Origin of the sequence: Companilactobacillus alimentarius DSM 20249, from assembly GCF_002849895.1 — a bacterium.
Lineage (GTDB): Bacteria > Bacillota > Bacilli > Lactobacillales > Lactobacillaceae > Companilactobacillus > Companilactobacillus alimentarius.
Map to the genome: position 1 here is coordinate 161,857 of NZ_CP018867.1, position 26,177 is coordinate 188,033.

Below are 26,177 nucleotides of genomic sequence, written 5' to 3' on the forward strand. Positions count from 1 at the left end.
AGCACATTTGTGTTATATCACAAACGTGCTATAATGTAGTTGTGGAGGTTGAGGGATATGCAAATAGATATTAAATCGTACTTAGAAGACAATCATTTAACAATTTATGTAATTTCAAAGAAAAGTGGGTATGGTTATACGACTTTGCATAAATCCTTTAATAAGAAACAATCTTCCGCCACATCGCTCAATTTGCGCGATATAGAGGCAATTGCCAAGGCGCAGGATACTGAAATGTGGAGAGTTCTGCGTGAATTGGAGTTGCATTATCTAAGATGAGGAGGCTTTATATATATGGCAAGATCATTTTGGGACGACGATCCATTTAACGATAATATGGACGAAATATTTAAAAGATTGATGAATCAGCAAAACGGCGATTCACAAGCTAAGTATTATGTGAACGGTCATGAGCTGACTCCAGAAGAATTGGCAAAATATCAAGAGGCAAGAACAGTAGGACAAAATATTCCAATTAACAGTAATAACAAACAAGAGAAAAAAGGTACCATTTTAGAAAAATTAGGTCGTAATTTAACTAAGGAAGCTCAACAGGGCTTACTTGATCCAGTTATTGGCCGTGATAAAGAGATTCAAGAAACAGCCGAAGTTTTAAGTCGGAGAACTAAGAATAATCCAATCTTAGTTGGTGATGCCGGTGTTGGTAAGACTGCGGTTGTTGAAGGTTTAGCCCAAGCAATTGTTAAAGGTGATGTACCGGAAGCAATCAAGGATAAACAGATTATTTCAATTGATCTTTCTTCATTGGAAGCCGGAACACAGTACCGTGGTTCATTTGAGGAAAACATCCAGAATTTATTGAAAGAAGTTAAAAAGGCTGGCAATGTAGTCTTGTTCTTCGATGAAATTCATCAAATTATTGGTGCTGGATCATCTGGTTCAGATTCCGGTAGCAAGGGCTTAGCTGATATTATCAAACCGGCTTTAAGTCGTGGCGAAATTTCTATTATCGGAGCAACGACTCAAGATGAGTATCGTAATACCATCATGAAAGATGCAGCTTTAGCTAGAAGATTCAACGATGTAACAATTAATGAGCCTAGCAAAGAAGCAACTGTAGCTATCTTGAAGGGATTGCGTAAGGCTTATGAGAATCATCATCATGTCAAATTACCAGATGATGTTTTGAAGGCAGCGGTCGATTATTCAGTTCAATATATTCCACAAAGATCATTACCTGACAAGGCGATTGATTTGATTGATATGACTGCAGCTCACTTAGCAGCGAAGAATCCTGTAACAGATAAAGTAAGCTTGGAAAAATCTTTGAAACAGGCTGAAAAGGATAAAGAAACTGCTGCTCAAAAAGAAGATTATGAAAAAGCAGCCAGTTTGAAGAAAGAAATTGAAAAACTTCAAGCCAAGTTAAACAAGGGGGATGAACATCAAGACGAACCAGTCGCAACAATAAATGACATTGCTGCCTCTGTTCAAAGATTGACTGGCGTTCCTGTTTCTCAAATGGGTGCTAGTGATATCGAACACTTAAAGGATATGGGCAAGCGGTTAAAGAGTAAGGTCATTGGTCAAAATGAAGCTGTCGATATGGTTGTTCGTGCTATCCGTCGTAACCGGGCTGGTTTTGATGAAGGCAATCGTCCAATTGGTAGTTTCCTATTCGTTGGACCTACTGGTGTTGGTAAAACAGAATTAGTAAAGCAACTAGCTAAAGATATGTTTGGCAGTAAGGACGCAATTGTTCGTTTGGATATGAGTGAGTATTCTGATTTAACAGCTGTATCTAAATTGATTGGTACTTCAGCTGGATACGTTGGCTATGAGGATAACGGCAACACTTTGACTGAAAAAGTCCGTCGTAATCCATATTCAATCGTGTTGCTAGATGAAATTGAAAAAGCTAATCCACAAGTTTTAACTTTGTTACTACAAGTAATGGATGATGGTCGTTTGACTGACGGTCAAGGTAACGTAGTCGACTTCAAGAATACGATCATTATTGCAACATCTAATGCTGGATTTAGTGATAAGGGCAGTCAAGATAAGAAGTTGATGGATAAACTAGCACCATACTTCACTCCTGAATTCTTGAACAGATTCAATGGGATTGTAGAATTTACCCATTTATCTAAGACTGACTTGAACCAAATCGTTGATTTGATGTTGAATGATGTAAATCGTAATTTGGCTAAGAAACATTTGACTTTGAAGATCACTCCAGAAGCCAAGGAATGGTTGATTGATGAAGGATATGATGAAGCTATGGGAGCAAGACCTTTGCGTCGGGTTATTGAACAACAGATTAGAGATAAAGTAGCTGAATTTTATCTTGATCATATTGATGTAAAGAATTTGCAAGCTGATTTAGTCGACGGCACTATCAAGATCTCTGAAGCTAAATAATATTTAGAATTAAAATATAAATGACGAGAGCGAGACATAACATGGTCAGCTTTCGAGCATTAAAGCAAATAGACGAAGGTAATCGTATTTTGATTACCTTCGTCTATTGTTTTAAGCGGTATATTCCGCGTTTACACTGCCAATCTTAATAGATAGTTATGTCTCAAGTTCGTCATTTTATTTTACACAGAAAAATTGTATTTGAACTATTTAAATAAATTAATTGCGAAGTAAGGTTCATAAGTAGATGAGTTAGCTAATTCCTCTTGTAAGATATTATCAGTGAAGATTGAACTACCTAATGGAATCCATTCATTATTAGAAACTTTGGCAAAGAAGTAGCCAGCACTATTTTCTACAGCAGAATTAATTTTCCAAGCTGATCCAGCAGGGAGTGTTCTGGTCATAGAGTTGGTAGAAGTATCGTACAATTGAACAGGTTTGGATAGGGTAGCTGTAACGGTACCATTTTGAAAAATAGAAGTGCTTTGATCTTCAGTAGCTAAAACCCACTCGTCAGTAGCTACTTGATAGTATTGATGTCCATTGATAGTTTTTTCTTGAGCGACTTTCCATGATGAGCCCTTTGGTAGAGTTATTCCTAAACTGACACCATTACTATTGTAAAGCGTGGTAGTGGTGCGTAGGGTAATTGGTTGATGAGTATTAGGAATTACAACTGTATGACTGTCATTAATGATTGAATCGGCCATATTGAAATCTAACGCCTTGACCCATTCGTTGGTAGCAACACGATAATAAGGATAACCGTTGAAAATTCTAACACGGTCAACTTTCCATGATGAACCCTTTGGTAAAGTAATGCCTAAAGAGTTGTTGTTGTCATCGATAATTGATGCTCCCTTAGCATTACTAATAGTTTCCACATGATTAATATAAGAAATTTCGCTTGAAACTGGATTGAGTAATTTACCGTTTTGAGTGATGTCCATTGAAGTGGCATCAACGTATTCGTTTGTCGCAACCTCGTAATAGGGATTTCCACCAATAGTAATTCTTTGTCCCAATTTCCAAGAAGAGAAATTACCAAGGATATCACTTTCGACGAAATTATCATTACTGTCGACAGGAATAGTGCCACCACGCCTAATGGTACCAATCAATTGAGTATCAGCATGAACGGTTTGTGTAGTTGGTAGAGTATTTAAGGCAACAGGAGCAAGTAAAATGGCAAGAGTAGAAGCTAGAACAATTTTTTTCTTATTCATAATAAAGTCTCCCTATAATTAATATATTATCCAACTACAAACTACCACCATCTCAACTTTTTGATTGAATAAAAGAATTATATTAACGAAAAATTAATTGTTCGGCAAATGACAAATGGTATATTCAATATTATTTGATATTGTTCATCAATAATAAATCTAAACAATTAATAGCATTATTAAGGAAAATGGTCATTTATACACTTGTAAATAACTTAAATTAATTAAATTATGCGTTAATACGAACAATATTAGTATAAAACTATATAAAAGTTTTTATTTTGCTTGAAAAAACAATAAAAATCTGTAATACTAGTTAAGTTCTCAAAAGTTTATTATTTTACAAGGGGCGAATTATATTGAATTCTTTAGATAATAGGGAGAGCTCAATTATTGAGCGCATGTTTCACCTAAAAGAAGCTAAGACAAATGTACGACGGGAGATTTTGGCTGGTCTAACGACATTTGTTTCAATGGCTTATATTTTATTTGTTAATCCTCAGGTTTTGGGAGACTCAGGGATGAACAAAGGATCATTATTTACCGCTACAGCTTTGACTGCGGTAGTTGGTTCAGTTTTAATGGGAGTTTTGGCTAATTATCCAATTGCCATTGCTCCAGGTCTAGGAGACAATGCATTTTTTAGTTATTCAGTAGTCATTGCGATGGGAATTCCTTGGCAAACAGCGATGGCTGGAGTATTTGTTGCCAGTTTGATTTTCTTAGTGCTTTCATTGATGAAGATTCGTGAGGTCGTTATCAATGCTATCCCCAAAGATTTGAAATTAGCGGTTGCGGCTGGATTGGGTATTTTCATTGCCTTTGTTGGTTTGCAGGGTGGCGGATTGATTACCGCTAGTAAATCGTCACTGGTTGCTATTGGATCGTTTACTAATCCAACCACATTACTAACTATTGCTGGATTGTTAGTTACAGCAATTTTGATGGCACGAAAGATTCCTGGTGCAATTTTTATAGGAATGGTCTTTACGACAGTTGCTGGCTTAGTAACTAAATTAATTCCAGCACCAGCTCATATCGTCTCAGGAATACCTAGTTTGAAACCAACTTTTGGAGTAGGTGTGACACACATTGTTGATATTAAAGAGCCTCAATTGTGGGCAGTGGTCATTATCTTTCTACTAGTTGCTTTCTTTGATACGGCAGGTACTCTAATTGGATTGGCTGAACAAGTTGATGTCATGCAAGACAAAGATGGGAAAATGCCTAGAATTGGACATGCTTTGATGGCTGATTCAATTTCAATGGTCAGTGGGGCAGTCTTTGGAACTACTCCTCCAACAGCTTACGTTGAATCATCTGCTGGTATTGCCGTTGGTGGTAGAACCGGATTAACTTCAATTACCGTCGGAGTGTTGTTCGCATTATCAATGTTCTTCTCGCCATTATTGTCAGTTGTAACAGGTAACGTTACAGCACCAGTACTAATCATCGTTGGTACTTTGATGGCACAATCAATGCGGGGAATTCAATGGGATAGATTTGAAATTGCCTTACCAGCATTCTTAACGATTGTTGGGATGCCACTAACATATAATATTTCCTACGGAATTGCATTCGGATTCCTAGTTTATCCAATTACAATGTTAGCTGCAGGTAAGAGAAAAGAAATCAATCCGATTATGTACGGATTGTTCGTGGTTTTCGTTATCTTGCTATACATTATTAATATTTTGCCAAAAGCTAGTTTGGCTTAAAAATAGTAAATAAATAAGGTATGTTCTCAGTTTGGTGGAGGACATACCTTTTTTTGTGATTTAGCTTGATATAGAACCCGTTCGATGGTATACACCAATATATGAACATTTTTTATAAAAAAATTGATCCTTCAATTGATGAAATGATTTTACTAAAGAATGTTAAAAACTATTGCGGTAAAAGATAAGCGGATACTTGTATATTATTACATGTAAGGGTTATCAATACCGTAGAAAGGGGGACGGTCTTTGAATATATCTGGTATAGAAATTGCCATTAGTAAATATATTTTGAATAACGAAATTGTTCATTATTCAGATTTGGAAGAAGAATTTCAGATTTCTAAGCCAACAATTTCTAAAAAACTCACCGATATTGATTCATTTCTTAATTCATCAAAAGTGGATATCGAATTAATCAGGGGTAGAAACATAGGTATTTATTTTACCGGTAACAAAAAGTACCTATGGGAACTCTTAAGCAGTAATGATGAGTGGCATCCAATCACGCCAAAAGATCGAAGAATGTATATTCTTTCATCTTTATTATTCAGGAAGAATATCACGACAATTACTAATCTTACACAGGAACTTTTTGTCAGTCAGAGAACAATTGAAAATGACTTGTTATGGATAAGAAAATTTATTGCTGACAATAATGGCAGACTGATCAACGATTCAGGAATCTTAAAATTAGTAATGACTCGAGATTATCTTTATGCGTTTATGATTTATGTCTTTCATGATTATTGGGGAGATAACATTAATCAAAGTGACGATAAGAATGTAATATTTCCTCCTATTCTCAAGAATTTCTTTAATGAGAATGATGCACGAAGAATCTTTCAATTTGTAGATAATTTTTTGGAAGAACATAATTTTAAAACGACCGAGTATGAATATACATCATTGGTCATTTATTTATTAATCCAATATACACTATTTAGCAATTCGGTCGGTATTATTAAAATTTCCAATTTAGATACTGAATTTGAAAATTTTGAAGAGGAAACACTTGAATTAGCAAGAGCCTTTAATAATAAATTTCACTACCATTTTAAAAATGAACAGAAGAATTATTTGAATAACTTTATGATTTTAATTAAATCTGAGAATGATAGGAAATTGTCTTTTGATAATGAAAGTGAAATATCTGAAATAAAAGATATTATCGTTGGACATGATAAATCAGTTAATATTTATGATGGTAAATTTTTGGAAGGGCTGAGCAAGCATATATCTTTGTCCGTTAAGAGAATCAAATTCGGAATGAAGATTATTAATCCTTACACTTCCGATTTTAAAAAATCATATCCAATCTCTTTTGATGAGGCCTTGAAGTTGTTTGCGAGAATAAATAAAAAATTTAACGTTGTTTTCAATGATGATGAAGTTGCGCTAATGGGCATGTATTTTGCTTCTCTTAGTGAAAGAAGAGGAGTAGTCAACAAAATGGTAACAGCTACGATCGTTTGTAATACCGGCATAGGAACATCAAGATTTCTTGAAGAAAAAATTCATCAGGAAATGTCCGACATCATTATGGTAGATGGAATTAAAGTGACGCATGAACTTTCTTCGGAAGAAATTAATTCAGATATTATAATCTCTACAGTTCCAATCCGAAATGTGAATAAACCTTATGTTTATGTATCACCATTTTTGAATCAAGAAGATAAGAATAAGATCTTAAATTTGATTAAAAAAATAAATCAAACAAAAAAAGAGAATGACATTTTAAGCAAGTTAATTGATCCCAGACTAATTATTTTTACAGAAGAAAAAGATAGTAATTATAAAAGTGCTCTTTTGAAACTAATAGAACAAACTATTAAATATGGTTATTCGGATGATGAGCTTTATGATTCAGCAATTATTCGAGAAAAATTATCTAGTACGGCTACAGATGGAATGGCATTGCCACATGGGACGACTAACCATATAAAGAAACCTTTTATAGGAATAATTAAATCTAAACAGGGCATTGATTGGCTTGGAGAAAGCGTACACATAGCATTTTTTATGGGTTTAAAAGGAATAGATGCTACTAGTATGAAGAATATTTATCACCAATTAAATAATATTGTTGAGAATAAAAAAATTATTTCAAATCTTATTAATTGTGATGATAAGAAGAAATTCTTTACTTATTTATAGGAGGATTATTTTGAGTAACGATATTTTAAATCGAAATTATATTTTTACAGATATATCTGTAAGTAAATCTGAAAAGAATTTAGCTTTGGATAAAATAGCTGAATTACTAGCAGGGCCAATGAATTTATCAAAAGATGAATTACTAGATGGCCTTTTGAAACGTGAAAAAGAGGGTACCACAGGGTTTACTGATGGCTTGGCAATTCCTCATGCAACTTTACAATCATTGGCTGATCCTAAAGTTGGGGTTGTTACGTTCGATACACCAATCGAGTGGGATTCTTTGGATGGTAAAGGCGTTAGGACTGCTTTTGTCTTGTTAACACCAGACAACAGTAAAAACAATATTCATTTAAAGATGTTATCTCAATTATCTAGAAACTTAATGAAAGAAGATTTCGTTAAACAAATTCAGGATAATTTATCAAATGGTGATAATCTTTTCAAAATTGTTAGTTCAGTTGTTAATAATGAATAGGAGGTATTTCTAAATGACTACTTTAATAGGTGTAACGAAATGTCCAGTAGGTATTGCACACACGTATATGGCTGCAGAAAAATTGGAACAAGCAGCCAAGAAGATGGGCTATGACAAAGTTAAGATTGAAACAGAGGGAGCCTCTGGAACTGAAAATACTTTAACCAGAGAAGAAATTGTTAATGCTGACGCTATTGTTTTTGGAGCAGACGTTGCTGTTGATGATCTAGAAAGATTTGACGGTCAAAAGGTAGTATTCGGTGATACTACTTCTGCTATAAAAAATGCTGAGGAACTTATCAAAAAATACGATAATGCACCAGTTTTCCATATTCATGAGAGTGCCGGTCAAAAAGAAGAAGAGAAAGAAGAATCTTCTAAGGGTCAAAAGAATCCGCTTGTTAAGCAATTATTAAATGGTGTTTCCCATATGATTCCATTCGTCGTTGTTGGTGGTTTATTTATGGCTTTATCAATTGCCTTTGGTGGTCACCCAACAAGTGCAGGCATGGTAATCCCTAAGGGAACCGTTTGGTCAGCGATGAACCAAGTTGGTAATTTAGGATTTACTTTGATGATTCCAGTTTTAGCCGGATATATTGCTGATGCTATTGCGGGAAGAGCAGCATTAGCTCCAGTCATGATCAGTGCGTTAGTTTCAAATAGTCCTGATATTTTGGGAACAAAAGCTGGAACCGGATTTTTAGGAGCTATCTTAATCGGTTTCGTTGGTGGTTATTTAGTAAAGTGGATCAATACTTGGAAGATTCCTAAGGATTTACGTCCAATTATGCCAATCTTTGTTATTCCACTTTTAGGTACAGCAATTTTATCAGGTGCATTTATTTATTTGCTAGGTGGACCAATTTCTTGGTTAATGACAGCGTTGGAAGAAATGTTGAAGTCATTGTCAGCAAATCCATCAACAAATATTATATTAGGTGGCATTATTGGATTAATGGTTTCTTCCGATATGGGTGGTCCTATTAATAAGGTTGCCTTCTTGTTCGGTGTTGCTTCAATCACAGCCAATACTCCTCAAATCATGGGAATGGTTGCTTGCTGTGTTGCCGTACCACCATTGACAGTAGGAATTTCTACATTGATTAATGGCAAAAAATATAGTAAAGATGAAAGAGCAGCTGCCTTGCCAGCCGTTTTGATGGGATTAATTGGTATTACTGAGGGAACAATTCCATCAGCTACAGCTAATCCTAAACGAGTATTCCCAAGTATCTTAATTGGAAGTGCTGTTGCAGGTGCGTTCGGAGCTATATTCAAGATTACTGATGTTGTACCACACGGTGGCCCAATCGTTGGTATTCTGGGTGCCACAAATAATTTATTGTTATTCTTCTTAGCTATAATCATTGGAGTAGCAGTAGGTGTTGCTATTTTGACATTCTTACAGAATAGAGCTGTCAGAAATGGTAAAGCTAATATAGATTAATTATTCAAATGGAAACTAAAAAACTCTCATAATTAACTAAAGTGCAACACAAAAGTTAGACAAAATTGAATATTGTTAAGCTGATAAGGCATGTTCCCTGTATTCGCGGGGAGTCATGCCTTTTGTTTTTCTTGAGATGCGTCGATTGTTAAACCAATCGACGTACTCCTTAGAAAGTTTCCTAAATTCTTTCATATCTTTACAAGGTGGAAATCCATTGAGACATTCTGTTTTGAATAGATGAAAGAAACTTTCGATTGGCGCATTGTCGAGACAATTTCCTTTGCGAGACATGCTCTGTATAAATCCATCTTCAGAAAGCCTATCAGTATAATAATTTAGTTGATAATGCCAGCCTTGATCTGAATGTATCACTGGGTTGCTTCCTTTAGGTATAACTGTCGTTAATTCATTTAATGTATCCATAATTAATTTACTATTGGGACTATTACTTACTTGGAACGCTAGAACTTCTTTGCTTGCCTCGTCGGTAATTGCGGAAACATAAGCCCATTCGTTATCCCTTAAACGAACTTGTGTGACATCTGTATGCAGGACTTTAAAGGGCTCAGTTTCATTAAACTGTTGATGTAAAATGTTGTGTGCGACCTTTCCAACAGTTCCTTTATATGAGGAATACTTTCCATTTTTATGACGATTATAAAGATTTACTTGAACATTTAACTCATTCATCAAGCGACGAGCTACGGCATCTGCTATGTGAATATCTAGTTTAATTAATCCTTCTTGTACGCGACGATAACCGTAGGTTAGGCGTCCACGACATTTTCCACTTTCAGTAATTTTTAATATTTCAGTTTTTATATCTTTGTACTTATCTACATGATTTTTGATATGTTTACGCTCATCATGGTAAGTGGCCTTTTTAAGTCCAATGGCCTTAAGAATATCGCCTATCTTATACCGTTCTGCTTTTGGAAGAGACTCTTGTTCTACCCTGATCTGATCAACTATTTGTGTTTTTTTGCGTCCTTTGAAGTTCCGAACAGGGTCATTGATTTTTTTAAAATATCATTCTCCAACTTTGTGTCATATAATTCTTGATTCTTCTTTGCGAGTTCCTCGCGAAGTTGATCTAATTCATTCTTGTTTATTAAATGACGTAATTTCTTTTTATCATTTTTCACTTTGGATTTTCTGCCTTTCGGATGAGACTTCAAGGCTTCTATGCCATGTTTATTGAATGCCGTTCTCCAGGAACTAATCTGACACTTGTTAACATCAAATCTGGCGGATACTTCAGCTAAAGTTTCATCATGAGTTTGATAGTAGTTTATCACATCAATTTTAAATTCAGCTGAAAAGCTCCGTTTAGTTTTTTTTCGCTTAAGCGAGTCTACGCCGCTTAAGCGATATTTTTGAATCCAGAAACTGACTTGCCGTTTAGGTAAATTATGTTTCTCTGAGAGACTTTGCATGCTGGTTCTACCTTGGAGGTATTCACCAACAACCTCTGCCTTTAATTTTGAACTGTATTTAACCATATAAAAAGCGCTCCATAACTGTTAGATTTCTTGTCTAACAATTATGAAGCACTTTATAACAGTGAATGTTAATTGTGAGAGTTTTTGTTAACCGTTATATTTTGATAACCTGAAGACAACCTTGTCTTTATTGTGTAATTTCTTTTTATCAGCTGAAACGTTAACTTGTTTACCATTAACGGTAAATGTCCAATAAACTTTCTTCTTGTTATTTTGTTTGTGACCGTCGATAGCTGAGATAAAACCACCTTTTTCAGTAACTTTCCAGCCTTTTTTGAGACCTTTAGTTACGGTAGAGTTCTTCTTTAATTTAATGTTCTTCTTGGCAATTTGTTTCTTATTCTTCTTTAAGATGTAAGTCACCTTAATATTTTTAGTAGACTTAGCTTGAACTGTGGTAGCTGTGGCTGGAGCGAATACTCCTAGCAACATTAATAATGACAGTAGAAACGCTGTAATTTTTTTCATTGTTTTCCTCCTCGATTTTTACAACATCTTAAATTATAACAAAATTAAATCTTGATGAATCAAATAGATTTTTTTTTATTAATAAGTTAAAATAGGAATATTGAGGATAAGGGAAGGTGACTATAATTAATCAATTGGTTTTCAATTTTCAAAAGCGGACTAATAGTCTGACGGCTTTTATTTATTTGGTCAATGTAGTGTTGATTGCTTTGCTTTTTAACAAGCCACTGATTTCCTTAAGTACTTTATTTGCTTTATTAATAATGTCTTTTTTAGTCAAACGAGAAAATATCTTGAAATATTTGAGATTCTCAATCGTAATTTTTATCGTAACTTTTCTTTTTAATTTAGTTTTGAATCAGCGTGGAACTCATCTGCTGTGGGAATTATCCTTCTTAAGAATAACGCAAGAATCACTTCTGAACGGTGTCACTTTTGGTCTCTCATTTGTGAATTTGTTGTGGGCATTTTATTTATACGACGCCTTAGTACGTGTTAAAACAGTCTTTGAACTGTTATCAAGTGTTTTTCAAAGTATCGCTATAATTTTTATTCTAACAATTCAATTCATTCCCAGAATCGTACAACTTTATACCGAAACTAAGATTTTACGACTATTTCGAGTGAGTCAAAAGCAATCAGGAGTTAAATACACGATAAATTTAACAGAAAATGTTTTGAATAAGGCTATTGCCAATTTCATGAATGTCTCTGATACCTTGATTTTGCGCGGATTTCATAATCGGAAAAAGAAATTGGGAAAAGTAGAATTTCAAAAGCTTGATGGGATCATTTTAGGTATACTTTTTATAGCAATAATATTTAACTTAGTTTTGACGACTATTCAATTTCCGCAAAAAGAAATAATACTTATGGTCACTAATTTTTGTTTGATTATTTTGCCAATCTTAGTAGGAGGGATGGATTATTTATGGTGGAAATTTTACGGTTCGAAGACTACAGCTTCAAATATAATAACAGCCAAAAATTATCGCTGAAAAAAATTGATCTCTCCATTCGAAAAGGCGAATTCTTAGTTCTGATCGGAGAAACTGGCAGTGGCAAGAGTACGTTGTTGAAACAATTGCTGGCAGATCTGGTAGTGGGGACAAAAACTAGTGGTCGGGTGGTAACTGATTTAGCTTTGAATAATAATAATTTTTCCTACGTATCACAATTTGTCGACAATCAGATGATAATGGAAACGCCACGAGATGAGTTGAAATTTGTTTTAGATAACCAAGGCTGTACTCAAAATGAGATTCAACTGAGAATTACAGAAATAGCTAGCTATTTAGGAATTATTGACTTGTTAGATGTTGAAGCCAAGCATTTATCTGGTGGACAGAAACAATTGGTTAATCTGGCCAGTGCCTTGATTTTGAAACCGAAAGTGTTGTTGTTAGATGAGCCCACTTCACAGCTAGATCCGATTGCCTCAGAGAAATTGATGCAGATGATTCATAAAATAAATGAAGAGTTAAATGTCACAATTTTATTGGTTGAGCACGAATTAGAGTATGCAATTAAATTTGCCAATAGAATTTTGGTAATGGATGACGGTCAATTGATAGAAAATCAGCCTGTAAGAGACGGCTTAAAAGCTATTTATCAATTACCACGATTTAAAAATTATTTGACCCAAGTTGATCGGTTAGCACTGGAATTAAATTTGTCCGATGAACTGCCCTTGAGTAATAAGAGAGTCGGTCAATTAGTTCAAAAAAATTTGCAACAGTTGGTGCTTTCACCACAAATAAAGCCAAACACTAAAACTAAGGATGTTTTGAATGTTAAAAAAGTCAGTTTCCACTTCGATTTCAATGGACGTGAAGTAGTTGATAACGTTTCATTTGAACTACAGCAGGGACGCTCATATTGTGTAATTGGACCCAATGGCATGGGGAAGACGACACTTATGAAAGTGATGACGAAGCAATTGTCATCGCAGTCCGGTCAAATACGATTTCTGGGTAAAAAGTTACAAGCAGACTTTTATCAAAAGGCATTCGTTTTGCCACAGAATCCCGCAACTTTATTCATGAAGGACACGGTAGCTGAAGAAATAAATTATCAATTGCAGGAGAGTCGGAGTAAGCAATCACTCAATTCTATTTTAGAGAAATTTTCTTTACAAGGATTAGAAGAGATGAGTCCGTACGATTTAAGCGGTGGTCAACAAGAATTCTTAGCATTGGCATTAGGTTTCATTAAGAATCCCTTAATACTATTTTTAGATGAGCCGACTAAAGGACTTGATCCCAATAAACGGATTGAATTAGGCAAAATGTTACAAGCATTTCAAAAGCAAGGTGGAACTATTTTTACTAATAGTCACGATTTGTTATTTGCGGCACGGTATTTTGATCGAGTTGCGATGATGTTTGATGGTAAGATCAGTCAATTTGCTGAGCCGACTGAGTTTTTTAAAGACAAGTTTTTTTATACAACTGAAATCAACAAGGCTGTTCGGGATACTTTCCCTACGGCTTTAACTTGGGAGGATATTAAGAGACGTGAATCGTAAATCAATTTTATTATTAATTTTATCAATTATAGTTTTAGGATTAATGGCAGTTATTTCCAATAAGAATTATTTATTAGTGTACTTTGCTTTTTTGATCTTAACTTTTGGGATTTACTTTTGGAAATTTGAAAAAACAGCTCACAGCTCACGAGAAATCGTCTTTATTGCAATAATTTGTGCTTTGGCAGTCGTTGGACGAATCATTTTTGCGGCGATTCCATCAGTTAAGCCAGAATTGTTTATTTTAATTCTAGGAGCGATCGTCAGTGGACCTGAAACTGGTTTTTTAATGGGGACGATCATTGCCTTGGCTTCTAACATGTATTTTGGTCAAGGTGCTTGGACGCCATGGCAGATGTTTGCTTTGGGAATCATTGGGCTAGTTTCAGGCTTGATGCAAAACAAAGATATAGCTATTTGGAAGTTGACCATTTGGGGTTTTCTTACAGGATTCTTGATGGGGTGGATCATGGATATTTACTATATTATCGGTTTTGTAAATCCTATCAGTTTGAAGAGTGTCGTGACTTCAATTGCAGCAAGCTTTTACTTTGACTTCGTCCATGCTATTTTCACAGCAGTATTAGTTCTTATAGTGGGGAAACGCTGGATGAAATTGTTCAATCATTACAAACAGAAATATAATTTATTCCAATAAAATAAGTCAGGCAATCTATTTTGATTACCTGACTTATTTACTTATATAATTTAAGGTATTAATAGGTAGATCCAAGCTCCAACGGCACCACCAGCCAATGGTCCTAGAATAGGTACCCAGCTGTATGCCCAATCGGAGTCACCCTTGTTAGCAATCGGTAAGATTTGATGGGCAATTCTTGGTCCGAGGTCTCGGGCAGGGTTGATGGCATAGCCAGTTGTCCCACCGAGTGAGAAACCAATAGCAGTAATCAAGAGTCCCACCACGATTGGATTAAGCCCTTGAGTAAATTTGCCTCTAGTGAAAGCTAATAATGCAAAGACTAAAACAAAAGTTCCGATGAATTCACTGATGAAGTTCATTGGATAGTTTCTAATTGCTGGTTCAGTAGCGAAAACACCTAGAATTGCTTGTGAGTCATCAGTTTCTTTCCAATGTGGATAGTAATTGATCCAAACGATTGTAGCTCCTACGATTGCCCCTAAAGTTTGTGCAATGATATAAGGAACTACGTATGACCAATTAAAGACACCCGCAATTGCCATTCCCAGAGTAACGGCTGGATTTAAATGAGCTGGACTCAAAAAAGCAGAGCAGTATACTCCTAAAGTAACAGCTAATCCCCAACCTAAAGCAATGGCTACCCATCCGGCACCTTGAGCTTTAGATTTGTTCAAACTGACGGCGGCAACAACCCCATCACCTAAAAGAATCAAGATCATCGTACCAATAAATTCACCGATTAATTGTAACGTTAAACTATCGTGCATAAATTTTCCTCCCAATTAACTATGTCGACGCTTACATATTTTGATTATACATAGATACCGGAAAGAAAGCGAAAAAAACCTATCTCAAAAGTATTATTTGTTGGTATGATTTACACAAGAATAATTTTAAGGAGCTTATAAAATGAAGATATATACGCGAACAGGCGACAAAGGCAAGACAAGAATTATTGGAAATGACGTTTTGTATAAGTCAGCTCCAAGAATTGAATCTTATGGAACAATTGACGAATTAAATTCACTTGTAGGAGTAATAATTGCTAATCTATCAGATAAGACAATTATTTTAAAAGATGAACTTCAAGAGATTCAACAATTGTTGTTTGACTGTGGAACTGATCTAGCTATTTCTCCTAAGGATAAAAAACATGAATTCATTTTTACCGATGATAATAAAGCAGTCGATTGGTTAGAAAAGAAAATTGATGAATATTCTGATAAAGTTCCGGCGACACAAAAATTCATTTTACCTGGAGGTTCTAAAACCGCTGCTAATTTGCATTTAGCACGAACGGTTACTCGCCGAGCTGAGCGTCAAATAGTGGCTCTGTTACAAGAAGAACCAATCAATGATTATGTTTTGAAGTTCATTAATCGTTTATCTGATTACTTCTTTGCGGCTGCACGTTTCAGTAATGTATTAGATGGAGTAGAGGATATTCAGTATCGTAATAGTAAGCCGGTTTTCAGATAGAGCAATAAAATTTTTTTAGATGGAGGAAGATAAATGCGTTCAGAAAAAGAAAAAATGCTGGCAGGGGATTTGTACGTCGCTAATGATCCTGAGTTGAGAAGTGATTTTAAAAAGGCAAAGAAGTTATTGCGTGAATACAATCAGACTACCGAAGATCAAGGAACTCGCCGCCAAGAGATTCTAAAGGATTTGTTTAAAAAGACCGGTAATAAATTACCATCAATCACGCCGCCTTTCTATACTGATTATGGTTGTAATACCGTAATTGGGGATGACTTTTATGCTAATTATGAATGTATTATCTTAGATATTGCGAACGTTAAAATCGGTGATAATGTAATGTTTGGACCTAGAGTTGGTCTTTACACAGCAGGACATCCCATTGACAAAGTGATTAGGAATGAACATTTTGAATACGGCAAGCCGATTGAAATTGGCGATAATGTTTGGATCGGTGGCAACGTCGTGGTTAATCCGAATGTTAAAATTGGCAATAACGTTATTATCGGTTCTGGTTCTATCGTAACTAAAGATATTCCAGATGATGTGGTAGCAGTAGGAAATCCTTGCAGAGTCTTGAGAAAGATAGACGATAACGATAAAAAATATTGGGAATCAGAAAAAGCTAGATATTTTGAAAATTAGAAAATAATAAAAAAGCTAGGTAATCAAATTACAATTGCCTAGCTTTTTTAGATTAATTCATACATTAAATGTAGGGGGGAGGATAACCAAATATCTCCTATTTGATTATAGATACATCCTACCAACTACTTATGAATTTAGTATTTAGGAATTTTGATAAAGATTTAAAGTAAATGTGAAGAATTAGTGACGCAAATCAAAGAGTTCTTCCAAATGGCTTAGAACACCTTGTTGATTGTTGTCGACCGTTTGGTAAGGAGCAGTTTTTAAAACAATTGGACTAGCGTTTTTCATAGCGACCCCGTGACCGACAAAACGAAGCATTTCCAAATCATTGCCGCCATCGCCGAAAGCACACATTTGTTCAGGCTTGATTGATAATTTTTCCGCAAGATACAAAAGACCAGTAGCCTTATTGACTTGTGCTTGAATAATATCAATATCGCCGTGACCACTAGTTACGATTGAAACACTGGGACCAATCGCACTACTAAGCTTTTCCATGTATTCTTCGGTTTCATCTTTAGGACAATCAACTGAGAATTTTAAAATTTTATCGTTCAGATTGGCAAAATTACTGACACGCTTAGTTTTGGGGAAGTAGAATTTAGTCATCTCGTAGTAATCCTTCGGAACTGATTCCAAGACGTAAGCTGACTTTTGACCACAAACGACATAATTAATGTGTTCGATATTTTCAAGAGCGTCAATAATCTTTTCGACAAGTGACTGTGGAAAATTCCAGGTCTTAAAAATTTCTTGATGACTTCCGACCAGAGCACCATTCTCGGCTACAAAGAGTGTTTGCGGGTAATCTTTGAAGAAATTTTTGAGTTGATAATATTGATTACCACTGGCAGAAACAAAGTAAATCTGATTTTTGACCATATAATCGTAAATTTTTGAGAATCTCTTATTGTCAAAATGTTTGTCATCATCTAAAAATGTTGCGTCCATATCTGTTGCAACTAATTTGATAGTCATAGTAATTCCTTTCGAATTGGGTATTAGAGGATTTTTATTAATCATTAAAAACCAATTTATCTAAAGCTTTTGCAATACCGTCATTGTCGTTACTGTCTGTCACATAGTCAGCACGTTCCTTAGCGACATCAGAGCCATTGCCCATAGCGATCGCGTGTCCCACGTAATCAAACATAGGTAAGTCATTTTGCTCGTCGCCAAAAGCCATTATTTCGTCTTTTTTAAAGCCAAGAATCTTTACTAGAGTTTCCAAACCAGTACCTTTATTGGCAGTTGGATTCATTATTTCAATAAAATTGTCACCGGCTCGAACAACATAATAGTCGTTACCAAATTGATCTTTCACTGGTTGTTCATATTGATCAAGTTGATCTTTTTCGCCAACAACAGCTACCTTAGTGATTTCAAAGTCGTCGGGGAAATCTTGGGGAGTCCTGACAAAGATACCAGCTTTATTTTCCCAAGCTTGAACGATTGTAAAACGGTTGATATTCTTGTCGGCTGTGTAAACGTTACTTTGATCATCTAAGAAATAATAAGGCATCTTTTTTTCAGTCGCAAAACCAACAATTTTCTTGAAACCTTGATTGTCGATAATCTTTCGAGAAAGGATATCGCCGGAAGCCGTTTCGACTAAACCACCGTTATAGGTAATAACGTATTGTTCTTTACCTGAAATATTTAATTCCTCAAGATAAGGGCTGACACCAGCTAAAGGACGTCCTGAACAAAGGACTACTTTAATTCCTTTATCTAAAGCTTTGTCGAGAGCCTTTTTAGTTGATGGTAAAATTTTATTCTGTGAATCCAGTAATGTATCATCAATATCTAATGCGATCAATTTTATACTCATATTAACTCCCTTTAAAATATTAACTAAGATTAAAGCAATTGTACCAAACGGATAAAACGTTTTCAATTTAAGCTAGAAAGGACGAATTATTTAGTCAATTTTAATAAAAATAATTATTATAATTTAGTCTTCTTGATATTTAAACACGATATATACTATTTATAGCAGGGATGAATGCGTTTTAATAAAAAGGAATGGCTAATACTATGATAAATAATAATTATAATATTGAATTGCGTCGACTCAATTTAATGAAGCCGGTTGACATTCCCCATTTAAGAAATGTTCAAATGATTGTCAAAGACCGGGTTGATTCACATACTTATGATCCAACCGTTTGGGAGCATATGAAAAAATTACGTAAAGAATCAGACTTGGTTGACGATTTATCAAAATTACGTGAGGGAACAAAGGCAACGGGGGTACCTGATATTCTAGCTCCAAAGGTTCAAGTCGAATTGAAGTATAGTAAAAAAATGGGACGAAACGTACCTTACTTAAAAATCTATCGTCAAAATGAAAAGAATACTTATCAAAAGGCACTGTTTTATGTGCATGGTGGAGCTTACTACGGCGGTTGTGCCAAAGACACTTTGCCATTTTTACGTTTATTAGCAACAAAATTCGAGGGAGTAATTTATAGCATTGATTATGGCTTAGCACCAGAATACCCTTATCCATTAGGGGTAGAGGATTGTTTATCTGTTTTAATTGAAGAGGCCAATCACTATACTCAAGTTTCTTTAGGCGGAGATTCCGCAGGTGCAGCTATAGCCTTAGGAGCTAGTCAGCTCTGTCAAAATATGGGGATTTGTTCGATATACAAACATGTTCTCTTTTATCCTACGGTAGTCCATGGATCAGATCATCAAGGTCCTTTGTGGAATGATCACTTGATTCCTATTAATCCAGGACAAAGAACCGTCTTACACAATAATTATCTTCAATTTAAACAATTAGATAAGATTATGACGAAATATTATTTGAATGGTCAAGATTATGATCTATCCTCACCAATACTTTCGCCATTGAAAGCTGATCCGTTAATGTTTAAAAAAATCTTAGTTTTGACAGGTGAATTTGATCCGTTCAGATTACAAGATGAAGCTTTCGCTCAAAAAGTTGGGATAGCAGGTTGTGAAGCTAAGTATATTCGTTACGGAGGACTAGCTCATGCATTCTTGAATTACGTTGGGCAAGTTCCAGCAGTTGAAGACGCTTTAGATGAATGTGCTAATGAATTAAATTAAAAATAAAAATATCTGTATCAGTTGGTGGAATCACTAACAGATACAGATATTTTTTTATTCAGTCAACATATTTTTCATATTTCTAAGTTTCTTGATTTCAAAATTCCAAGTACTTACCAGAACTAAGACGGAACCACTCCAAGCCAGCGGGTTGGCTAATGCGGCACCATAGAATCCAAAGAAGCGAATCAATACGATTCCGGCAAAGACTCTCATTAATAACTCTGCCACACCTGCAATAGTTGGGGCTTTTTGATTTCCCAAACCTTGTAGCGTGTATCTAACAATGAACAAAATTGAAAGGATGAAGTAGGTAGAACCGTTGAAGTAGTAGTAAATTTGAATTAAGTTCAAGACGTTTGTCTCACTGCCGTTCATAAATAGATGTGAAATTGAACGTCCAAATAATATTAAGAGAAATCCAATAACTAAACTGGAAATCACGGAGACTAGGATACCATCCTTAACACCTTTGAGGATACGATCGAATTTTCTAGCACCCATATTTTGAGCAGTGTAATTAACTAAGGCTAATCCAAAACTAAAGGCAGGTAAGGTAGCAATCTGTTCAACTCTGCCGGCAACTGTATAAGCAGCCACAGCGTTTGCTCCAAGTGTATTTAGCATGAATTGTAAAATAATTGAACCAATAGCGATGATTGATGATTGGAATCTCATTGGTAAACTTATGCTCAGCAATTCTTTAATTTCTCCCATATCAATCTTAAAGTCCTTATGAGACAGGATAAGATATGGAATGTGTCTTCTGATATAAAAGTAGAGGACAATAAAGGTAATTGTTTGAGCAACAACAGTTGCTAAGCCAGCTCCAGCCACACCCATGTGTAAATAGAGGATGAAGACTAATTCCAAAAGGATATTAAGAAGCGTACTTACGATTAGGAAAAATAGTGGTACACGGGAATCACCCAGAGCCCGCATGGTATTTCCTAGAAAATCAAAACCTACGAAAGAAAAAATTCCTGCAAAGATTATTTCCAAAAAGATAAATGAGTCATGCAGTAAAACTTTTGGCGTCTGCATTGCAATTAAGAGTGGATAAGCCACTAGTAAGGCGATGACTGTAAAGAAAACAATGATGAATAGTGAGATCATAATTCCTGATGCAAAGCTCTTTCTCACTCCGGCCTCATCGTGAGCACCATATTTTCTCGCGGTTAAAATTGTTAAACCACTGGTCATGCCTTGTGCAAAGCCGATCACTAATCCTGTTAACCCCCCAGTTGCACCAACACTAGCTAAAGCATTGACACTGATAGTTTTCCCAACAATTAAAGTATCAATGAAACTGTAAAATTGTTGGAAAAAGTTACCTAATAGTAAAGGAATAGTGTACAGAAATATAACTTTCATAGGTCTGCCATTTGTCAGATCTATCATATATTTAAACCCCTCCATAAAGATTATGAATATTCTATCATTTTATTTTTTATTGGTAAGGGGGTTAAGGAAATAAACCTAAGTTATTTTCTGAGTAATTTGTCACACCTAATAAGTTAATTGGATTTCTTGATTAGCGACTAATGGTAATTTTTTACCTAAGAATCTAATTTCAGTGTCCTTATCGGTTGTAACGATAAAGGTATTGTCTGTCACTCTGAAATTGAAGTTAACTTTTTGGAAAGTCATGTTAAAGTCGATTTCTTCCCATTGCTTAGGCATATGAGGATTTATTTCAAGCATTTTGCCACGATAATCGACGCCAGCAAAGTAAGAAGTAACCACATTTAACGTTGCTCCCATAACACCTAAATGGATTCCTTCGGCCGTTGTTCCACCTTGAATATCATAGTAATCACTCGTCAAAGCTTCATAGAATAGCTTCCAAGCTAATCTGTCGTCGTTAATCTTTAACATCAACATTGAGTAGACGATTCTGGAAAGCGTGGAGCCATGAGTAGTTCTGGCAATGTAATATTTGATATTGTCACGGATAAATTGTTTAGGATTATTGATAGGATAGCCAAGTTCAGACATTATTTCGAAGAAAACGTTATCCCGGAGGTTGAAGAGTGGCATTAACGTATCAGCTTGCTTGGCGACTTGATATTTATCAGGTGTATCGTTGTGAGCTTTGAGAATTCGATCCATTCGGGAAATATTTCCGTACTTTTGACGGTATTTAGTAAGATCAAGTTCCTTCAAGTTAAAATAGCCTTCAAATTGTCCTAAGATATCGCCTTGAAATTCCAAGGTGAGATTGTGTCTAATTTCATCCAAGTCGTCAATATCTTCTTTGGTGAAGTGAGACTCTTTGAGATTGTCATCAATTACTTGAGCGGGCAAATTCTTAATTAAGTGAGTCAATTTCTTAAAGAACCAACTGACCATAATATTGGTATAAGCGTTATTCTTGAGTCCTTGATTCTTAGTATCTCCAGGATATTCTTCGTGGAATTCGTCTGGTCCCATGACGTTAGAAATGGAGTATTTGCCAGTCGTAGAATCCAATTTTGCTTTGCTGATCCAGAATTGAGCAATCTTAAGTAACATTTTGAGACCGTATTGATTCATAAAATCATTATCTTGAGTGGCATTGTAGTAATTCAAAACATTATAGGCAACGGCTAATGAGACGTGACGCTGCTTTCGTGAATTATCGGGGTCCCACTTATTAGTGATGGGGTTGAGATGAACTAGTTGTGATTGTTCATCGCCATACATCCCGCTTTGCCAAGGATACATTGCTCCATTATAGCCGTTCTCAGAAGCATAATTTATTGCTGCATCTAGTCGATTGTAACGATATTTCAAAAGATTCTTGACTAGGTCTGGTGAATGCAAGATGTAGAAGTTCATGTCGAATAATTCATCCCAGAAAATGTGTCCACGATAACCCTCGCCAGTTAAACCACGAGATCCGACGGAAGCGTCAAGATTCTTATTGGCGTCATTTTGAGCAGCAATTGTCATACTGAAACTATTTAAATGTAACAACTTTTGAGCGGTGATATCGCCAGTTATCTTGATACTTTCCTTTTTCCAAATTTCATGCCAAACCGATTGATTAGCACGATAAGCGTTGTCAAAAGACGACATGAATTTATGGTTTTTAGCAGTTGTAACGAGGTCAGTTTTGGTTTCAAGTGATGTGAAAATGCTGACAGACTTTTCCATAGTATATGTCTGATTCTTAACTGCAAAAAATTCAACGGTTTGATTGGCAATTTCAATGTCATTTTGAGCAGAATATTCTTTGACGTCAATTTCAGGTAGGGAAATATTAGTTTTAATTGCTAACTTTATTTTTGATTGAGTTGTGTGAGCAAATAAAAGTAAATCTTTATCGTAATTTTCCATTGAATCTACAGCTAGATGTTTATTAGCCAAATTGCGATAACGTTCAACGTTAGAATTGACGATTGAAGCATCAGTTTGAGTTAGGAAAGTAATATTTCCCGAGAAGTTCAAAGGCGTGATGGAATATTGTAAGTAATAATCATGATAATTTTTGAGATCAGCAATTTTTTTCTCAACAATTTTTACTTGTTTGCCATCATTTAATTTAGCAATCATCGTAATTGTTAAAATTCCATGTTTCATATCCAGTGAACGGATTGATTCGAGAATTGATTCCTCGTTTATCTCAAAGTAAGGTCCATCGTCGACACGGAAGGTAATGTATTGTGAATTTGGTAGATTGACGAGGTCTTCATTGATCACATTTCTACCATTAATAGGGGTTGCTAGTTGGTTGAAAACACCAGCTGCATAAGTTGCGGGATAATTGTCTTCATTATATTTAGCTTCTAGGTAGGTTCCCCTTAAGCCTAAAAAACCGTTACCAATTGTTTGCATAGACTCTTGCCCGTATTGGCGTTTGCCATGACTAGTACCGAGATAGTCCAAGTGCCATCCAGAATAGTGGCGTTCTTGGTTGGTAGCAAAATTGAGATTAGATTCGTTGACCTGCGTTTGATTAATGACGGGGATGTGAAAGACATCCTCTAAAGAGTTTTTGCAGTCGACGAGTTGATTGTTATATTTAATCAAATCTTTATTTAGTAAATTTTCATAAGGATTTGTAAGAACTAAGACGCTGATTGGCATATAGATCTTTTTTTCAAATTCTCGAAAGTTTTCTTTAAGTTCTAGTTCAGAATTAAGTTCGTAACTTTGTTCATTAACGAAGTCTTGATCATCAGAATAATGAATAACACCGTTGGTAAATTTAAGATACAAGGGTTTCATAATTAATTCCTCCATAACCTAATTACTTGTTTTATTTGTTTAAACATATTCATACAATATATATTATACACCCGATTTATGTAGTTTTAATACGAATTTAATAATTTAAAATATTCTAACTTGATGTTTATACATGACAAGATGTATTATAGTGATAGATGGAAGTTGTAATCGGTTACTAAAATTTAAGGAGGCGCTATCTTTATGAAAGAAGTAATTAAAATGCTTGCGCCAGTTGATGGTCAAGCAATTGGAATTACTGAGGTTCATGATCCAATGTTTTCTGAAAAAGATATGGGCGATGGTTTTGGTGTCATACCTACTAATAACGAAATATTAGCCCCTGTTTCAGGAAAAGTTATGTTAGTAGCATCTACTAAGCATGCCATTGGATTCAAAACCGATGATGGTCTTGAAGTGTTGCTTCACATGGGTGTCGATACTGTTGAACTAAATGGCACACCATTTGAATTGTTCGTTAAAGAAGGCGATACAGTAAAGGCTGGCCAGAAAGTAGCTACAATGGATATTGCGGCTGTTAAAAAGGCTGGTAAAGTTACCGATGTTATCGTAGCTATTACTAATAGCAATAAGATGGTTAAAGAAGTCAATGTAACAAAAGGCGATATTAAAGCCGGAGTTAACGTTGCTGAGGTCAATTTAATGGCTCCAGGTGAAACTTCTGCTAAACCATCTAAGAAGATAGATTACGATCAATTAGGTAAGGATATTGTTAAAAACGTTGGTGGAGTAAGTAACGTTGATAATGTTATCCACTGTATTACTCGGGTTCGTTTCTATCTTAAAGATGACAACAAGGCTAATGATGATGTCATTAAGAATATGAAGGGCGTTTTAGATGTCGCTAAAGCTGGTGGACAGTATCAAGTTGTTATTGGACCAGCTGTTGAAGATGTTTACGATGCAGTTGTTAAAGCTTTGGGACCATCATTTGGTGGCGACAGTGCTGCAAAAACTGAGAAAAAAGTTGCTCCAAAGGGAATTTGGCCTAAGACTAAATTCTACTTCAGTGCTTTGATCGGAGTCATCACTGCCAGCATGATGCCCGTTATCGGGTTGTTGGCTGCTTCAGGTATTTTAAAGGGATTATTAGCTTTAATAGTTTCAGCTAAATGGCTGTCTGATAAGAGTTCAACTTATATGATTATCAATGCCATGGGTGATTCAGTATTTTACTTCCTACCAATCTTAGTTGGTTTCACAGCTGCTAAGAGATTAGGAGCAAATCAAATAATTATGGGTGTCATTGGTGGTGTTTTAGCTTATCCAACGCTAGTTCAAATCGCTACTAAGACAACCAGTACTTCTATGAATATCAATGGTGATTTCTTTGGTATTCCGATCCACATTGCTAACTATACATATTCAATCTTCCCAATGATTGCTGCTGCATGGTTGGCTTCCAAGATCGAACCTTGGTTGAAGAAACATATTGTTATGTCTCTTCGGATGATTCTAAGTCCTTTGCTAGAAGTCTTTATCGTTAGTGCAATTATTATCGTAATCGTTGGACCAATCATTACTTTACTAAGTTCTTACTTAGCAAGTGGTATCGTTGCTCTATTGAAGTTCAGTCCAGCAATTTCCGGATTGATCATTGGTGGATTTTATCAATGTTTGGTTATCTTCGGTTTGCATTGGGCCGTTATCCCAGTTGTTGCTAGTCAAATCGCTACAACCGGACATAGTGCTTTGAACGCTATCGTTTCAGCAACTATGATTGCTCAAGGTGCCGCTGCAATGGCCGTCTTTGTAAAGACAAAGAAAAATATTGATATGAAACAAATTGCTGGTGCCGCAACACTTTCAGCCTTTGCTGGAGTTACAGAACCTGCAATGTATGGTATTAATTTGAAGTATGGCCGCATTTTCTGGACTGCTAATATTGGTAGTGCCGTTGGTGGCTTGCTAACCGGATTATTACATGTTGATATGTGGGGCTTCGCTGGTTCCTTGATTGGATTTGCTTCATTTATTAATCCAAAGGGTATCGATGCTAGTTTCACTGGATATCTAATTGCATCAGCCGCAACAATTATTGTAGCCTTTGTATGTACTTACCTCTTCGGATTCAAAGAAGAAGATCTTGAGAGCAGTCATGCTGTTGAGAAGGTAAGATTAGGTAGCCGTGAACCTGCACAAGCTAACTAATAAAAAT

At 35.5% G+C, this 26,177-nt stretch carries 22 protein-coding genes; 13 read left to right on the top strand and 9 right to left on the bottom strand.

Annotated features, from left to right (window positions below; genetic code table 11):
- The first annotated feature begins 57 nt into the window (after positions 1–57).
- Together LA20249_RS00885 and LA20249_RS00890 are read left to right on the top strand one after the other, a co-directional pair.
- On the top strand, positions 58–279 hold the full coding sequence (locus LA20249_RS00885; RefSeq protein WP_057737817.1) for a hypothetical protein: 222 nt from the start codon (positions 58–60) through the stop codon (positions 277–279).
- 15 nt (positions 280–294) lie between these two features.
- Positions 295–2,382, top strand: coding sequence for an AAA family ATPase (locus LA20249_RS00890; RefSeq protein WP_057737815.1), 2,088 nt, complete (start codon positions 295–297; stop codon positions 2,380–2,382).
- Positions 2,383–2,588: 206 nt separating this feature from the next.
- Here the strand turns inward: LA20249_RS00890 and LA20249_RS00895 are convergent, their stop codons facing one another.
- Positions 2,589–3,611 (bottom strand): SLAP domain-containing protein, encoded by a 1,023-nt coding sequence (locus LA20249_RS00895; protein ID WP_057737813.1) that lies wholly within the window; start codon positions 3,609–3,611, stop codon positions 2,589–2,591.
- A gap of 401 nt (positions 3,612–4,012) precedes the next feature.
- Between LA20249_RS00895 and LA20249_RS00900 the strand changes: the two genes are divergently transcribed.
- The 4 genes from LA20249_RS00900 (at position 4,013) to LA20249_RS00915 (ending at position 9,414) form a co-directional block, all read left to right on the top strand.
- The gene (locus LA20249_RS00900; protein ID WP_057737956.1) at positions 4,013–5,329 is read left to right on the top strand and encodes an NCS2 family permease; all 1,317 of its coding nucleotides are present in this window, start codon (positions 4,013–4,015) and stop codon (positions 5,327–5,329) included.
- 249 nt (positions 5,330–5,578) lie between these two features.
- Complete coding sequence (locus tag LA20249_RS00905; RefSeq protein WP_057737811.1) at positions 5,579–7,486, top strand: BglG family transcription antiterminator; 1,908 nt, start codon at positions 5,579–5,581, stop codon at positions 7,484–7,486.
- Between the two features lie 10 nt (positions 7,487–7,496).
- Complete coding sequence (locus LA20249_RS00910) at positions 7,497–7,964, top strand: PTS sugar transporter subunit IIA (RefSeq protein WP_057737809.1); 468 nt, start codon at positions 7,497–7,499, stop codon at positions 7,962–7,964.
- Between the two features lie 13 nt (positions 7,965–7,977).
- Entirely contained in the window at positions 7,978–9,414 is a 1,437-nt protein-coding gene (locus LA20249_RS00915; protein ID WP_057737806.1) for a PTS fructose transporter subunit IIC, read from the top strand.
- A gap of 75 nt (positions 9,415–9,489) precedes the next feature.
- Here the strand turns inward: LA20249_RS00915 and LA20249_RS00920 are convergent, their stop codons facing one another.
- The 3 genes from LA20249_RS00920 to LA20249_RS00930 form a co-directional block, all read right to left on the bottom strand.
- The gene (locus tag LA20249_RS00920; protein ID WP_335583114.1) at positions 9,490–10,434 is read right to left on the bottom strand and encodes an IS3 family transposase; all 945 of its coding nucleotides are present in this window, start codon (positions 10,432–10,434) and stop codon (positions 9,490–9,492) included.
- Entirely contained in the window at positions 10,386–10,919 is a 534-nt protein-coding gene (locus tag LA20249_RS00925; protein ID WP_101836851.1) for a helix-turn-helix domain-containing protein, read from the bottom strand. The genes LA20249_RS00920 and LA20249_RS00925 overlap by 49 nt, the downstream gene beginning before the upstream one ends.
- Before the next feature lie 87 nt (positions 10,920–11,006).
- Positions 11,007–11,387: a DUF4430 domain-containing protein gene (locus tag LA20249_RS00930; RefSeq protein WP_057739168.1), complete on the bottom strand. Its 381-nt coding sequence runs from the start codon at positions 11,385–11,387 to the stop codon at positions 11,007–11,009.
- 116 nt (positions 11,388–11,503) lie between these two features.
- Between LA20249_RS00930 and LA20249_RS00935 the strand changes: the two genes are divergently transcribed.
- Genes LA20249_RS00935 through LA20249_RS00945 form a run of 3 tightly spaced genes read left to right on the top strand, consistent with a single transcriptional unit; the run spans position 11,504 to position 14,572 of the window.
- A complete protein-coding gene (locus LA20249_RS00935; protein ID WP_057739169.1) occupies positions 11,504–12,385 on the top strand; it encodes an energy-coupling factor transporter transmembrane component T in 882 nt (293 codons plus the stop codon).
- Positions 12,319–13,914: an ABC transporter ATP-binding protein gene (locus LA20249_RS00940; protein WP_057739170.1), complete on the top strand. Its 1,596-nt coding sequence runs from the start codon at positions 12,319–12,321 to the stop codon at positions 13,912–13,914. Before LA20249_RS00935 ends, LA20249_RS00940 begins: the two co-directional genes overlap by 67 nt.
- On the top strand, positions 13,904–14,572 hold the full coding sequence (locus tag LA20249_RS00945) for an ECF transporter S component (protein ID WP_057739171.1): 669 nt from the start codon (positions 13,904–13,906) through the stop codon (positions 14,570–14,572). The genes LA20249_RS00940 and LA20249_RS00945 overlap by 11 nt, the downstream gene beginning before the upstream one ends.
- A gap of 50 nt (positions 14,573–14,622) precedes the next feature.
- On the opposite strand, the gene LA20249_RS00950 is transcribed toward LA20249_RS00945, so the two are convergent.
- Positions 14,623–15,342, bottom strand: a complete 720-nt coding sequence (locus LA20249_RS00950; RefSeq protein ID WP_057739172.1) for an MIP/aquaporin family protein — start codon at positions 15,340–15,342, stop codon at positions 14,623–14,625.
- A gap of 142 nt (positions 15,343–15,484) precedes the next feature.
- Here LA20249_RS00950 and LA20249_RS00955 point away from each other — a divergent pair, with 142 nt between their 5' ends.
- The gene (locus LA20249_RS00955; RefSeq protein WP_057739173.1) at positions 15,485–16,054 is read left to right on the top strand and encodes a cob(I)yrinic acid a,c-diamide adenosyltransferase; all 570 of its coding nucleotides are present in this window, start codon (positions 15,485–15,487) and stop codon (positions 16,052–16,054) included.
- Between the two features lie 33 nt (positions 16,055–16,087).
- On the top strand, positions 16,088–16,699 hold the full coding sequence (locus LA20249_RS00960; RefSeq protein WP_057739174.1) for a sugar O-acetyltransferase: 612 nt from the start codon (positions 16,088–16,090) through the stop codon (positions 16,697–16,699).
- A gap of 183 nt (positions 16,700–16,882) precedes the next feature.
- On the opposite strand, the gene LA20249_RS00965 is transcribed toward LA20249_RS00960, so the two are convergent.
- Together LA20249_RS00965 and LA20249_RS00970 are read right to left on the bottom strand one after the other, a co-directional pair.
- On the bottom strand, positions 16,883–17,683 hold the full coding sequence (locus tag LA20249_RS00965; protein ID WP_057739175.1) for a Cof-type HAD-IIB family hydrolase: 801 nt from the start codon (positions 17,681–17,683) through the stop codon (positions 16,883–16,885).
- Between the two features lie 37 nt (positions 17,684–17,720).
- Complete coding sequence (locus tag LA20249_RS00970; RefSeq protein ID WP_057739176.1) at positions 17,721–18,536, bottom strand: Cof-type HAD-IIB family hydrolase; 816 nt, start codon at positions 18,534–18,536, stop codon at positions 17,721–17,723.
- Positions 18,537–18,742: 206 nt separating this feature from the next.
- On the opposite strand from LA20249_RS00970, the gene LA20249_RS00975 reads away from it, so the two are divergent.
- Positions 18,743–19,786 (top strand): alpha/beta hydrolase fold domain-containing protein, encoded by a 1,044-nt coding sequence (locus LA20249_RS00975; protein ID WP_057739177.1) that lies wholly within the window; start codon positions 18,743–18,745, stop codon positions 19,784–19,786.
- Between the two features lie 54 nt (positions 19,787–19,840).
- Here the strand turns inward: LA20249_RS00975 and LA20249_RS00980 are convergent, their stop codons facing one another.
- Entirely contained in the window at positions 19,841–21,187 is a 1,347-nt protein-coding gene (locus LA20249_RS00980; protein ID WP_057739178.1) for an MATE family efflux transporter, read from the bottom strand.
- A gap of 108 nt (positions 21,188–21,295) precedes the next feature.
- Positions 21,296–23,998, bottom strand: coding sequence for a glycoside hydrolase family 65 protein (locus LA20249_RS00985; protein ID WP_057739179.1), 2,703 nt, complete (start codon positions 23,996–23,998; stop codon positions 21,296–21,298).
- A 204-nt stretch (positions 23,999–24,202) separates the two neighbouring features.
- Here LA20249_RS00985 and LA20249_RS00990 point away from each other — a divergent pair, with 204 nt between their 5' ends.
- Positions 24,203–26,170, top strand: coding sequence for a PTS sugar transporter subunit IIABC (locus tag LA20249_RS00990; RefSeq protein ID WP_057739180.1), 1,968 nt, complete (start codon positions 24,203–24,205; stop codon positions 26,168–26,170).
- The last annotated feature ends 7 nt before the right edge of the window (positions 26,171–26,177 follow it).

What these genes read in the sequence shown, in the direction of transcription:
- LA20249_RS00890 (WP_057737815.1), top strand. Translation starts at nt 295, where the DNA reads ATGGCAAGATCATTTTGGGACGACGATCCATTTAACGATAATATGGAC.
- LA20249_RS00915 (WP_057737806.1), top strand. Translation starts at nt 7,978, where the DNA reads ATGACTACTTTAATAGGTGTAACGAAATGTCCAGTAGGTATTGCACAC.
- LA20249_RS00970 (WP_057739176.1), bottom strand. Translation starts at nt 18,536, where the DNA reads ATGAGTATAAAATTGATCGCATTAGATATTGATGATACATTACTGGAT.
- LA20249_RS00930 (WP_057739168.1), bottom strand. Translation starts at nt 11,387, where the DNA reads ATGAAAAAAATTACAGCGTTTCTACTGTCATTATTAATGTTGCTAGGA.
- LA20249_RS00975 (WP_057739177.1), top strand. Translation starts at nt 18,743, where the DNA reads ATGATAAATAATAATTATAATATTGAATTGCGTCGACTCAATTTAATG.
- LA20249_RS00950 (WP_057739172.1), bottom strand. Translation starts at nt 15,342, where the DNA reads ATGCACGATAGTTTAACGTTACAATTAATCGGTGAATTTATTGGTACG.
- LA20249_RS00955 (WP_057739173.1), top strand. Translation starts at nt 15,485, where the DNA reads ATGAAGATATATACGCGAACAGGCGACAAAGGCAAGACAAGAATTATT.
- LA20249_RS00965 (WP_057739175.1), bottom strand. Translation starts at nt 17,683, where the DNA reads ATGACTATCAAATTAGTTGCAACAGATATGGACGCAACATTTTTAGAT.
- LA20249_RS00940 (WP_057739170.1), top strand. Translation starts at nt 12,319, where the DNA reads ATGGTGGAAATTTTACGGTTCGAAGACTACAGCTTCAAATATAATAAC.
- LA20249_RS00925 (WP_101836851.1), bottom strand. Translation starts at nt 10,919, where the DNA reads ATGGTTAAATACAGTTCAAAATTAAAGGCAGAGGTTGTTGGTGAATAC.
- LA20249_RS00885 (WP_057737817.1), top strand. Translation starts at nt 58, where the DNA reads ATGCAAATAGATATTAAATCGTACTTAGAAGACAATCATTTAACAATT.
- LA20249_RS00900 (WP_057737956.1), top strand. Translation starts at nt 4,013, where the DNA reads ATGTTTCACCTAAAAGAAGCTAAGACAAATGTACGACGGGAGATTTTG.
- LA20249_RS00895 (WP_057737813.1), bottom strand. Translation starts at nt 3,611, where the DNA reads ATGAATAAGAAAAAAATTGTTCTAGCTTCTACTCTTGCCATTTTACTT.
- LA20249_RS00960 (WP_057739174.1), top strand. Translation starts at nt 16,088, where the DNA reads ATGCGTTCAGAAAAAGAAAAAATGCTGGCAGGGGATTTGTACGTCGCT.
- LA20249_RS00985 (WP_057739179.1), bottom strand. Translation starts at nt 23,998, where the DNA reads ATGAAACCCTTGTATCTTAAATTTACCAACGGTGTTATTCATTATTCT.
- LA20249_RS00990 (WP_057739180.1), top strand. Translation starts at nt 24,203, where the DNA reads ATGAAAGAAGTAATTAAAATGCTTGCGCCAGTTGATGGTCAAGCAATT.
- LA20249_RS00980 (WP_057739178.1), bottom strand. Translation starts at nt 21,187, where the DNA reads ATGATAGATCTGACAAATGGCAGACCTATGAAAGTTATATTTCTGTAC.